Source organism: Rosenbergiella epipactidis (assembly GCF_018494055.1).
Lineage (GTDB): Bacteria > Pseudomonadota > Gammaproteobacteria > Enterobacterales > Enterobacteriaceae > Rosenbergiella > Rosenbergiella epipactidis.
The window spans coordinates 226,744-239,612 of the sequence record NZ_JABBFQ010000001.1; the positions used below are offsets into that span (position 1 = coordinate 226,744).

The 12,869-nt window shown below is 45.8% G+C and carries 8 protein-coding genes and 1 tRNA gene; 1 reads left to right on the plus strand and 8 read right to left on the minus strand.

What is annotated here, in order from left to right:
* Positions 1-60: 60 nt before the first annotated feature.
* Positions 61-3,120: a D-2-hydroxyglutarate dehydrogenase YdiJ gene (gene ydiJ / locus HGT71_RS01135; protein ID WP_214216165.1), complete on the plus strand. Its 3,060-nt coding sequence runs from the start codon at positions 61-63 to the stop codon at positions 3,118-3,120.
* On the opposite strand, the gene HGT71_RS01140 is transcribed toward ydiJ, so the two are convergent.
* From HGT71_RS01140 to HGT71_RS01175, 8 genes are all read right to left on the minus strand, one after another.
* Entirely contained in the window at positions 3,117-3,530 is a 414-nt protein-coding gene (locus HGT71_RS01140; RefSeq protein ID WP_048912081.1) for a hypothetical protein, read from the minus strand. The genes ydiJ and HGT71_RS01140 overlap by 4 nt on opposite strands.
* 129 nt (positions 3,531-3,659) lie before the next feature.
* Entirely contained in the window at positions 3,660-3,896 is a 237-nt protein-coding gene (locus HGT71_RS01145; RefSeq protein ID WP_048912082.1) for a major outer membrane lipoprotein, read from the minus strand.
* Between the two features lie 526 nt (positions 3,897-4,422).
* Positions 4,423-5,835 (minus strand): pyruvate kinase PykF, encoded by a 1,413-nt coding sequence (gene pykF / locus HGT71_RS01150; protein WP_214216166.1) that lies wholly within the window; start codon positions 5,833-5,835, stop codon positions 4,423-4,425.
* A 446-nt stretch (positions 5,836-6,281) separates the two neighbouring features.
* Positions 6,282-7,571: a maltoporin gene (locus HGT71_RS01155; protein WP_483407263.1), complete on the minus strand. Its 1,290-nt coding sequence runs from the start codon at positions 7,569-7,571 to the stop codon at positions 6,282-6,284.
* Positions 7,572-7,665: 94 nt separating this feature from the next.
* Positions 7,666-9,327 (minus strand): alpha,alpha-phosphotrehalase, encoded by a 1,662-nt coding sequence (locus HGT71_RS01160; RefSeq protein WP_214216168.1) that lies wholly within the window; start codon positions 9,325-9,327, stop codon positions 7,666-7,668.
* A 36-nt stretch (positions 9,328-9,363) separates the two neighbouring features.
* Positions 9,364-10,788 (minus strand): PTS trehalose transporter subunit IIBC, encoded by a 1,425-nt coding sequence (treB, locus tag HGT71_RS01165; protein WP_214216169.1) that lies wholly within the window; start codon positions 10,786-10,788, stop codon positions 9,364-9,366.
* A gap of 350 nt (positions 10,789-11,138) precedes the next feature.
* Positions 11,139-11,215 (minus strand) — tRNA-Val (locus HGT71_RS01170).
* Positions 11,216-11,347: 132 nt separating this feature from the next.
* Positions 11,348-12,721 carry an MATE family efflux transporter gene (locus HGT71_RS01175; RefSeq protein WP_214216170.1) on the minus strand — a complete coding sequence of 458 codons (1,374 nt, stop codon included), beginning with the start codon at positions 12,719-12,721 and terminating at the stop codon, positions 11,348-11,350.
* Between the last annotated feature and the right edge of the window lie 148 nt (positions 12,722-12,869).

Consider the following 12,869-nt stretch of genomic DNA (forward strand, 5'->3'; position numbering starts at 1 on the left):
GAAAATATGTTAAAACAAAGGAGTTGATCGAAGACCACTTTTAAAATTGGCAATGGGCAAATGATTCCACAACTACATCACTCTCCTGGACAGACAGATCTCACCCGTAAATTTTTACAACAACTCAAACACCATGGATTTACGGGAGATATTGGGCAGCGCTATGCCGACCGCCTCAGCATGGCAACCGATAACAGTATTTATCAAAACTTACCGGATGCGATTCTCTTTCCTAAATCTTTAGCAGACATCGTAACGATCACTCAACTGGCCTCAAGCGAACCGTATCGTAAGATAACCTTCACTCCACGCGGTGGTGGAACCGGCACGAATGGACAATCGCTAACCAATGGGATTGTGGTTGATCTGTCGCGCCATATGCGGGGTATTCTAGAATTTAACGCGGAAGAGGGCTGGGTCCGTGTTGAGGCGGGCGTCGTAAAAGATCAGCTTAATAGCTGGCTAAAACCACAAGGCTTCTTCTTCGCACCGGAACTCTCGACCAGTAATCGTGCCACCATTGGCGGCATGATAAATACGGATGCGTCCGGGCAAGGCTCTTTGGTGTACGGTAAGACGTCGAACCATGTGTTGGGATTACGTGCAGTACTGCTCAATGGCGAGGTGATTGACACTTTACCGCTCTCTCGCCAGCAAGCGGAGATGAAGGGGCAAGGCCCCTCACAAGAAGCGACCATCTACCATGAAGTGATGAGTAGCTGTTTAGAAAACCGTGCATTGATCGAACAGAAATTTCCCAAGCTTAATCGCTTTCTTACCGGTTACGACCTACGGCATGTTTTCTCCGATCAAGATGAATGCTTCGATCTAACACGCATACTCTGTGGTGCAGAAGGGTCACTCGCTTTCATTGCAGAAGCGACGCTAAATGTCTTGCCGATACCTAAGGTGCGTCAGCTCGTTAATATCAAATACGATTCCTTTGATTCTGCGTTACGTAATGCCCCCTTTTTGGTAGAAGCGAAAGCGTTATCAGTCGAGACGGTTGACTCCACGGTGTTAAACCTTGCGCGTGAAGATATCGTCTGGCATTCGGTGAGCGAATTGATTACCGAAGTGGAAGGTCAGGTGATGCAAGGCATCAACTTGGTGGAATTTGCCGGGGACGACCTTGAGCAGATTGAGCAACAGGTGGCCGAGCTATGCCAAAAACTGGATCAGTTGCGCGAAACACATCAAGCGGGCGTGATTGGCTACCAGTGTTGCCGAGAGCTAGATCAAGTCGAAAGAATTTACGCGATGCGTAAAAAAGCAGTAGGGCTGTTAGGAAACGCCAAGGGGCGCGCTAAACCGATTCCATTTGTTGAGGACACCGCAGTCCCACCTGAACACCTTGCTGATTACATTACGGAGTTCAGAGCGATTCTGGACCAGCATAAACTCTCATACGGGATGTTCGGCCATGTCGATGCCGGAGTGTTACATGTGCGTCCTGCCTTAGATATGACGCTGCCCGAACATCACCAACTGATGCTGACAATATCTGACCAAGTCGCTGAGCTGACCCGTTCTTACGGCGGGCTTTTATGGGGTGAGCATGGTAAAGGCTATCGTTCTGCTTACAGCGCTGACTTCTTTGGGCCTGAACTTTATTATCAGTTACGCCGCATCAAAACGGCGTTTGATCCCGATAACCGTCTAAACCCAGGAAAAATCTGCCAGCCGTTAGATAATAATACGCCACTGTTGGCGATAGACAGTCCTACACGAGGGGCCTTTGACCGGCAGATACCCGTGGTCGTACGGGAGAGCTGGCGGGGGGCCATGGATTGTAACGGTAATGGCCTCTGTTTTAATTTCGACGTTAACAGCCCAATGTGCCCGTCGATGAAAGTCACTCGCGATAGGATTCATTCACCTAAGGGCCGAGCAACTTTAGTGCGTGAGTGGTTACGGCTGCTCTCCGAGCAGAATATCGACCCCGACGCCCTAGATAGTTCGCCAGGCTTCTCGCTGCGCTCGCTTAGCCAAAAGGTGAAAAACAGTTGGGGCGCTAAAACTGACTATGACTTCTCTCATGAAGTGAAAGAGTCGATGAGCGGATGTCTGGCCTGCAAAGCCTGCGCAACACAATGCCCGATTAAAATTGATGTCCCAGCTTTTCGTGCACGTTTCTTAGCGCTTTACCACACGCGCTATTTGCGGCCGGTAGCTGACCATATTGTTGCTAATATCGAGCCTTTACTGCCGGTGATGGCGAAAGCCCCTCAGGCCATCAATTTCTTACTCGCGAAGCCATGGGTGAATGAACTGAGTCGGCGTTATGTGGGGATGGTTGATTTGCCTGCCTTATCTTATCCGACGCTACGTCGTCAGCTTAGTGGCCACGCTGCCCTGACCACGACCCTTGAGGACCTGCAAGGGATGTCTGCTGAGCAGCGTGCCGATTATGTGGTGGTAGTGCAAGATCCCTTCACGAGTTTTTACGAAGCAAATCTCGTCAATGATTTAGTGCAGCTGATTACGGTATTAGGCTTTAAGCCGGTACTGTTACCTTTCGTGCCGAACGGTAAGCCTCAGCAAGTAAAAGGTTTCTTGAAACGCTTTACTCGCACGGCTAAGAAAAGCGCTGAGGTGCTGAATCGCGTGGCGGCATTAAATGTACCGATGGTGGGCACTGATCCGGCTCTGGTTCTGTGCTATCGCGATGAGTATAAAATGCTGGGCAGCGAGCGGGGGGAATTTAATGTACTGCTGGCTCACGAGTGGCTGAAAACAGTCAGCTTACCCTGCGCGGATTCGGTTGATGCAGAGGAATCATGGTATCTCTTCTCACACTGTACAGAAGTGACTGCATTGCCATCAGCGTCACAGCAGTGGCGAGATATCTTTACCCAATTTGGTGCTAGGTTGCATACCATCAATGCAGGATGCTGCGGGATGGCGGGAACCTATGGCCATGAAGCACGAAACGTGGAGAATTCGCGTAATATCTTTGGCTTATCTTGGCAGCCACAGCTGGCGGATAAGCCTATCGAGCGTTGCCTTGCAACAGGTTTTTCATGTCGAAGCCAAGTAAAACGCTATGGTGGGGACAAGATCAAACATCCTCTGCAAGCATTATTACAACTGGCTCGACAACGGTCACAATCCCTTTAGCTCATTGAGTCAGCGTACTGCAAGAACTCTCGTTGCAGTTCGCTGGCTTTCTGCCAATTCCCCTGTGCGATAAACACCTGACAGAGTCCTGTCATCGAGTGACGAGCGAGTTGAATAGCTTGCGCCTTGAATAACGCCTCACGTTGAACATTACTGTGCAGCTGCTCAATCAATTTTTGATGAAGACCAAATAACACGGCAAAGTAGTTATCGTCATCCCCTTGCGTGTAGCAGTAATCCGCAATTTTAAGACTTAAATCGTTGAATTGGCGCAACTGGCTTAGGGTACAGTGTTTATGATAAAGCGGGCGTTCAGCGAGATAATACTCGACACGTAAATCTTCTAATGTGTGCTGATAAGCTTCTAGATTACCGGTTATCCAGAGCGAGAATGAGTGGGGGATAGGCATAATAGCTCCTTATTTAATGATAACAATTATCATTATCATAGCGAGTTATTATGGGTTTGCAAGAGTTGATTAGAGATCGAATGAAAAAAAATGGCACCCCGAGGGGTGCCATTTTTCAGTCCAAGACTCTTACTTACGGTAAGAGTGAGCTTGGTTGTCCAGACGCTGGTTAGCGCGTGCTGCATCATCTTTAGCAGCTTGAACGTCAGTACGTACTGAGTTCAGGTCGGTGCTTAGTTGATCAACTTTGGTGTTCAGAGTTTGAACGTCGCTTGACAGTTGGTCGATTTTAGCGTTGCTAGAACAACCAGCAAGCAGAGTTGAACCAAGAATTACCGCGCCCAGTACCAGTTTAGTACGATTCATTATTTTACCCTCGTTATTAGGTTAATATCCATGTAGCCAGATAAGTATTACACAAAGTTTTTTAAGTTGAGAAATAATTTTTTATAAGAAGATGCTTAAAAGCGGTTATTCGATTAAATAGTGCGCATTCTGTTTTTTTTGATAAGTTTTTTCGAGGGAAAAATACACTTCAATCGGGCTATCCTTTGGATAGACAGCAAAAGATGCTGTTACTAATCTTATTAATCGATATATAAGTCACTAATAAAGAAAAAAAAGTAATAGATTATTCAACGGGAGGGGAGGGTTATTTTTAAAAATTAATTAAAAATTAAAATAAATCGTGTTACTACGACCAAAACGAAAGGGGATAGTTCAGATAAAGTCAGAAAATAATTAGGAAAAGATCACTTTTTTTCGATTTAATTACGTTTTTTATTAATTATCTAGTCAAATTAAAATAAACAACATCAAAAAAAGTCTGCTTGAAGAATATTTAAGGCAAAAAAAAGGCCAGCAAACCTGACCTTTATCAGTTTATTTAAAACTAAATCACGTGGACAGAAGCTGTGTTAGTGGTACCGCTTGGGACTAATGCACCGGACACCATGACCACAACATCGCCCTTTTGCGCGAATCCTTCTGCTAAGGCGATTTCTTTACCTACGCGATAGAAGTCATCTGTAGAGGCAATTTCTGGTACCAAATGTGTGGTAACACCTTTGGTGAGAAGAAGTTGACGACACGTTGTTTCGTTATCGGTTAACGCTAAGATAGTCGCAGAAGGGAAGTATTTACGAATAGACTTCGCAGACTTACCTCCTTTAGTGGCGACAATAATTAACGTAGACTCCAATTTCTCAGCTGTTTCCACTGCGCCACGGCATACGGCTTCAGTGATACGCAGTTTACGGCCTTCTTTAAGCTCGTCGATACGGCTCTTCATCACGGCATCGGTACGCTGACAGATGGTCGCCATGATTGTAACGGCTTCAAGTGGATATTTACCTTTCGCACTTTCGCCTGATAACATCACCGCATCCGTTCCATCAAGGATTGCGTTGGCCACGTCACCGGCTTCGGCACGGGTTGGACGAGGGTTCTTAATCATTGAGTCAAGCATTTGCGTTGCCGTAATAACCACTTTGCGCGCTTGGTTACACTTTTTCACCATCATCTTTTGAGCAAAGATCACTTCTTCGACCGGGATTTCCACGCCGAGATCCCCACGAGCGACCATGATACCGTCAGAAGCTTCTAAAATTTCATCAAAATTATTGAGACCTTCTTGGTTCTCAATTTTGGAGATAATTTGAATATGCTCGCCACCATGTTGTTTCAGGTGCTCACGGATCTCTAAAACGTCAGAACGTTTACGGATAAAAGAAGCCGCAACAAAATCGATACCTTGTTCGCAACCAAAGACTAAGTCACGTTTATCTTTCTCGGATAACGCAGGCAGTTGGATTGAAACGCCTGGTAGGTTAACCCCTTTATTCTCACCCAGATCACCGTTGTTTAAGACTTTGCAGACCACGGTGTTTTCGGTGACTTCAGTTACTTCCATACCGAGTAAACCATCATCAACCAGAACAGTGTTACCAATACTCAGATCGGCGGCGAAGCCGGAGTAGGTGACGGCGACACGCTCTTTGTTACCAATTACTGATTGGTCAGTAGTGAAGGTGAAAGTCTGACCTGCTTGCAGGGAAACATCGTTCCCACCTTCGAGCTTCATGGTACGAATTTCTGGACCTTTAGTATCAAGAAGGATGGCAGCATGATGAGCGGTTTTGCTAACGACTGCACGCAGATTCGCAATACGCTGACCGTGCTCGTCATAATCACCATGAGAGAAATTAAGACGCATAACGTTCATTCCTGCATCAAGCAGCTTGGTTAGCATCTCTTCTGATTCAGTTTTAGGACCGATGGTGCAGACGATTTTTGTCTTTTTCATAATATTTGTCTATTAGTTGAAATGGATGAACTTGTACGGGGTAAAGCGACCGACACCCGCTGGGAAAACGTCTAAGGTGGAATAAAACGAATTCTTTGGATTGAAAAGGAGATCTTTGAAACGAAGAAAGCAGCATGCGTAGCAATAGACTTTACGCATCGCGCTAAGAGTAGTGTGAGTGACGGGCACTCTGTACGTTAAGGACCTTATCACGTTATTCGTAAAGACCTTTTCAGTGGGTTACCCCGATATTATAGTCACTTAGTAGCCGGAAACCAAACAGAATTCGTTAACGGCTAAATAACAAATAAGAGAAAAATGATGCAACTCAATGAATGGTGGCCTCTCGAAAGTCACTTTTAGCATGTGACACGGAGAGGCCACCGTCTTCTAAAGGGGGAAGACAAAGTATGAGACCCTAGCAACTCACCCCGAAGTCGTATTTGTCACCACCAAATCTCCATTTGTGCGCCGACGCTTAATTCATCTCTGTTCCCACGACTTAATTTCAGGGAGGAGGTATCAGAATAGGCCATACCCTTACTCAGACCAAAGTCGTTCGTCTCCGCATATCCCCATTTCTCTTTCCAGTCTGCATAAGTCACGTACAATCGTAGCGCAGGTCGGGCAAAATTCCCGGGCCCTGCTTGCCACTGTTGTGCGAGGGTTATTTTATATTGGCTATTCGTTTGTTGGGTTTTTTGCGATTTAACCTGGTCATAGCCCAACTCGACTAAGGTACTCATTGTGGGTGTCCAGTGATACATCGGGCGGACGCCTGCAGTGAGCCAACGAGTCCCGTTTTGATTATCATGTTGAATATCTTGATACATTGCAACATAAGTAACCCCCCAACGGTCATTCAACTCAACATTACCATGTTGAATAAGCCGTAGCATTTTCCCTCTATTATTGAGTGCTGCGCCTTCAGCACGGCCATTATTTAATGATGTCATGGCATCGGTCGCATACTGCAGCACCGAAGTACTCCATCCTTTTGGTAGCGTTTGTTGATGTGATACGGTGAAGAGGTAGCCCTGTTTACTTGCATGGTTTGACAGGACGTAATTCTCGCTCGGATTGGCTCTGCCATAATCAAGTCCGAATTCCAATGACCCACCCGGGTTGACGTTCAGATTGGCGATACGGAAATCAAGGGTATCAGTGATAACATCTTTTTCTCTCATTTGTTGTGAGATATAACTCTGTGAACCACCCGTTTCACTATTTCGCGTCACGGCAAAAGAGATCGAGCTCCAACCCGTATTAATATTTTCTATACCGGCACCGGGACCTGAAATGTCCCAATAGTAAAAATCGATCATATGGACATCATGGCGCTGGTAGAAACGTTTACCTGCCCAAAGCTTGGCGCCAGGAAGTGCAGGGATGAGATTCTCGGCCTGAATATTTACCTCACGCAGCGCGGGGGAGACGGCTTCAAAATCAGCTCGTTGTGAAACGGCATAGGCTAAATTAGTATCGAAATAAAAACTCGCGTCATCTTGCTGCCAAACTTGTTGTCCCAGTTTCAATTCAGCATAGGTTTCACATTCATTGCCGAGACGATATTTACTGGCCGCACCGGTAACAGTTTGGCACTGTTGTTCTCCTCCGCGACTGTTCCAGCCAATACCGGACCTTGCATAGCCTTTAAAATCCAAGGCACTGACCGGAAAAACCATTGCTGTGGTGGCGATAAATACAACGAGGGAAACCCTTCCTTGAGTCATAATTGGTCACTCCTGTGTCAATCAAACAGTAAAAAAATTAGTGATAAAGGGAGGTGGTGGCTGGCAGCTTGGGCCATGAACCCGCCTCACCGGATTATTAGTCCTCTGTACATAGCCACCATGCGGCTTGATAAGGTTTTAACCGACCAGCGGTCGGGTAATTGGTGACTGTAGGGTAATTTGCCCACAGCAGTTGATAGGGTGAGTCAGGGACTGAGGTTGGTGGGGACCAATCGACGCAGAGAGACGTTAGATTAGCGACGACCAACAACCGTTGATTATTCCAACGGCGAAGATAGCACCAAATTTCTGGATGTTCGGGGAGTAGGTCGATGTAGTCACCAAACTGGATAACCTCGTACTGCTTACGTAAGCGAATGAGTGCGCGATAGGTATGTAAAATAGAATCTGGGTCGGCGATGGCCGCAGCAACATTAATTTGACGGTAATTTGGGTTAAGGCATATCCAGGGGGCGGTATGACTAAACCCCGCGTAGACCCCTTCATCCCACTGCATCGGAGTCCGACTGTTATCACGAGATTTCGTCGCAAGGATCGCCAGTGATTCAGCAGTAGGAGTGCCACGATTACCTTGTTCAGTATAAAATGAGAGGCTCTCAATATCCCGATAGTGTGAAATATCGGTAAAATCAGCATTAGTCATCCCAATCTCTTCGCCTTGAAAAATAAAAGGGGTACCTTGCATACCGTAGAGCACCATCGCGAGCATTTTTGCGGAGACGACGCGATAGTGTCTATCTTCACCGAACCGAGAAACGACACGAGGTTGATCGTGATTCCCCCAAAATAGCGCCGTGTTGGCGCGTTGATGCATCCCCTGTTGCCAGTAATTAATAATCTGCTTAAGTTCCACAAAATTAGGCCGAGCTATACGCCACTTATTGCCTTGGGGGTAATCCACCTTTAAATGGTGAAAATTGAAGGCCATGGTCAGTTCGCGGTGATCACGTGCTGCATAGTGTTGGCAATGCGATAAGGTGGTGGAAGACATTTCACCTACCGTAATGAGGCCGAGGGGCTGGAAGACATCCCGGCTGAGTTCTTGTAAGTATTGGTGCACCTTAGGCCCGTCTGTATAGAATTGTCGACCATCCCCGATCGGGTCATCCACAAATTCAGCGGGTTTGGAAATGAGATTGATCACATCGAGTCGGAATGCATCAACACCTTTTGCCGCCCAGAATTGACAAATATCTTTGATGGCTTGACGCACCGGCGGATGTTCCCAATTCAGATCGGCTTGCTGCGGGCTGAATAGGTGTAAATAGTACTTCTCGGCGTCCTCTTGCCATTGCCAAGCACTCCCTCCAAATTTAGACAGCCAATTTGTCGGTAACCCCTTTTCAGGGGCTTCATGCCAGATATAAAAAGGATGAAACTGGCTCGTTGGATCACATGCCTGAATAAACCAAGGATGTTCAGTCGATGTATGGTTAAACACCATATCCATCATAATGCGTATATTTCTGAGGTGCGCTTGTTGAACCAGTCGTTCAAAATCCTCCATCGAGCCGTACAGCGGATCGATATTGCAATAGTCACTGACATCATACCCGTTATCTATTTGGGGGGAGGGATAGATGGGCGTCAACCAAATAATATCTACACCGAGAAACTGTAAATAATCCAGTCGCTGGATAACACCCGCTAAATCGCCAATACCATTGTGATCCGTATCTTGAAAGCTTTTGGGGTAAATTTGATAAACTACGTTGTCCTGGGACCAATTTATTTCCATGATGTGATATCTCCTTAAGTCATCGACGGGTGAAATTTACTCTTCAACAGATAAATTGGGTTGCCGACGGCTTAAATAGTTTGCGTATAACAAGGTCAGAATGATCGGTACGGTGATAGCGATAAGCATGGCGAAGAAAAAGGTTAACCAAAACTGCGGCTGGATAGAGAGAATGCCTGGTAGACCGCCGACACCAATGCCATTGGCAAGTACCTGATTAACGCCACAGAGCAAACCGGCGAGAGCTGAGCCGATCATCGCGCAAAGCATGGGGTATCGGTACTTCAAGTTCACGCCATACATTGCAGGTTCAGTCACTCCTAGATAAGCGGCTATCGCTGCGGGAACCGCAACGTCGCGCTGTTGACGACGTTTATCCCTTAGGATTATTGCAACCACTGCTGAGGCTTGGGCGATGTTCGATAGCGCTATCAATGGCCATACCGGTGTGCCCCCCATGCTTTGAATCATCTGCATATCAATCGCTAGCGTCGTTTGATGGATGCCAGTGATTACCAGAGGCGCATAAAGAAAACCAAACAGCGCTGCGCCAATTGGCGCTAAACTTCCGGTCATAACATACTGAACGATAAATGCTACGCCTTCACCGAGTAAACGACCAAAGGGGCCAATCAGCGCATGGGCTAATGGGATGGCGAAGAGTAAAGAAGTGACGGGCACTAACACCAAATTTAAGGAAAGAGGAACAATACGGGTGAGCTGCCGCTCAATCAGGGCTAACATCATCCCCGCGAGTATTGAAGGGATGACCTGCGCTTGATACCCTACTTTTTCCAGACTAAACCAACTAAAATCCCAAATTTCCGGAATTTGTTGACCTAATAAATAAGAGTTCATTAATTGAGGCGAAACTAAGGTGATACCTAATATAATCCCTAATATAGGGGTTCCTTTCATTTTAGTGACTGTTGACCAACATACCGCGACCGGTAAAAACATAAAAATAGCTTCGCCGGGTAACCAAAGTAATTCATAGATAGTCTGCCAGACGGGATAGAGCTGAGCGAGGGCCAGACCATTCTGAAAAGGAATATCGCCAATAATATTTCTGAACCCCAATATTAGGCCGCCACTAATCAATGCAGGGAGTAGGGGGAAAAATATTTCGGCGATATGCGAAAAGGCGGCTTCTGAAAAAGACATATTTTTACGAGCGGCTTGGCGAATAGAGGACTTATCTGAACTTGAGAGATCAAGGGTTTCCATCAAGGCTTGATAATATTCCGTTACCTGTGGTCCGATCACGACCTGAAATTGCCCGGCATTAGTAAAACAACCCTTTACCATCGGCAGCTTTTCAATCTCTTTAGGTTTGGCTAGGCTAGGATCGTTAAGGACTAATCGTAAACGTGTAATACAATGGCTGACACTATTAATGTTAGCTTGCCCACCAAGTAATTTCACGAGGCTATCAATTTCCTTTTGATGCAGCTTACTCATAATTCATCCTTTAATTTTATAGCAGAGCTGACCTAACTTCAGCCAGAGACAGAGGTTTAAGGCTGATAATTATCTCGCTAAAATTGAGAGGTAAAATTTAACCTGCTCACGTTATAAAGGCTTGTTAATAATTAATGCTGTGGGATGAAGATCACTTAAATAGGTTAATTAGGTGTTTTAATCAGAGGGAGATGTTTTTATATTAATTAAAGCTTTAATGATTTAATTTAAAAAAGAAGGGTAATTAATTATTAAAGTTAATAATAAAATATATTTTATTAATGGTAAATAAAATGTGTGGGATTAAATGCAGGTTAAAAAATTGATGGATTGGATTGTACGATTATTAATGGTGCGTCCGAGTGGACTCGAACCACCGACCCCCACCATGTCAAGGTGGTGCTCTAACCAACTGAGCTACGGACGCACACGCTGCATTGCTGCAGCGGGACGAATATTAACGGCATCCTTAGCGACTGGCAAGCAGAAAACCATAAATATCTACTAAATGGTTGACATCTAATCAGTGAGTGGAAATTTTAATCATTTCAAGCACTGTTTATCGGCTTGCGCGAGTTAAAATCACATTAGTCGGTTTTTTCTGCAAGCTAATGATACGTGAAACCATCATTATCGCCGCGGAGGTTAAACCGATGATGAAGCCACACCAAAAGCCAGCGGGCCCCATGCGCGGTACGACAACATCCGTCAATGCTAAAATATAGCCGCAGGGGAGTCCCAATAGCCAATAAGCAATAAAGGTAATAAAGAATATAGCTCGAGTATCTTTATAGCCTCGTAATGTCCCACTGCCAATGACTTGTACGCTGTCTGAGCATTGATAAATTGCTGCAAGAAACATTAACTGTCCCGCCAGCGCGACAACAGCAGGATCATCATTATATAACCGGGCAATATCATGTCGGAACACGACCGTCGCGATGGCAGTACAACAGACAAAACATAATCCGACAGCTTGAGATGTCCAGGCGGCGATTCGAGCGCCTTCTGTCGACCCACGTCCTAACTGATAGCCTACGCGGATAGTACTCGCAATTCCCATGGATAACGGAATAACAAACATCAATGAGCTAAAATTTAGCGCAATCTGGTGCCCAGCAACGTCAACGATGCCCAGAGGAGAAACTAATATTGCCACCACCGCAAACAGAGTGACCTCAAAAAACAGGGCAGAGGCGATGGGTAATCCAAGTGTGATAATCCGAGCGATGACGTTAAAGTTGGGTTTAGCCCAGCGAACAGTGGGGCGGATATCTTTTAGGCTACGAGATTTTTTGGTCCATAGCCAGAGGCCCAAAAACATTAACCAATAGACGGAAGCGGTGGCAACACCACAGCCGACCCCACCCAGTGCAGGCATACCAAAATGACCATAAATAAAGATATAGTTAATCGGGATATTGCACAGTAACCCGATAAAACCGAAGACCATACTCGGCGTTGTCTTTGATAGGCCATCACATTGGTCGCGGATAACTTGAAAATAAAGAAATCCCGGCGCTCCCCACATCAGAGCGTGCAGATAACGTTCAGCAATATCTGCCATCTTAGGATCGATTCCTGACATAGCTCGAATAAATATTCCAGCATTCCAGATGATGGCAATCACGAAAATTGAAAGGAAGGTGGCAAGCCATAAACCTTGTTGAACATGATCGCCAACTTTGTTTCTATGTCCCGAGCCCGCAAAATGAGCGACCGTGGGCGTGATCGCCATTAATATCCCTAATGCGAAGAGAATCACAGGTAGCCATATTGAGGTACCGATCGCAACGGCCGCCATATCGGTCGCACTTACCGAACCTGCCATTGTCGTATCAACAAACCCCATCGCGGTTTGCGAGGTTTGCGACAATATGACAGGGATAGCTAACAAAAGTAACTGTTTAGCTTCTTTAAAATACTTTCGCACTGGATATCCTTAACATAATTATTATCCCAATCTCAAGCTATCATCGCGCAATGGCGTGCATTCATAAAGGAGAAAACATAATTATTTTCCCTCATCGCACCAGCACGTCATGATAGCGGCTTAATCTGTGATAATCTGAAGTAAAATA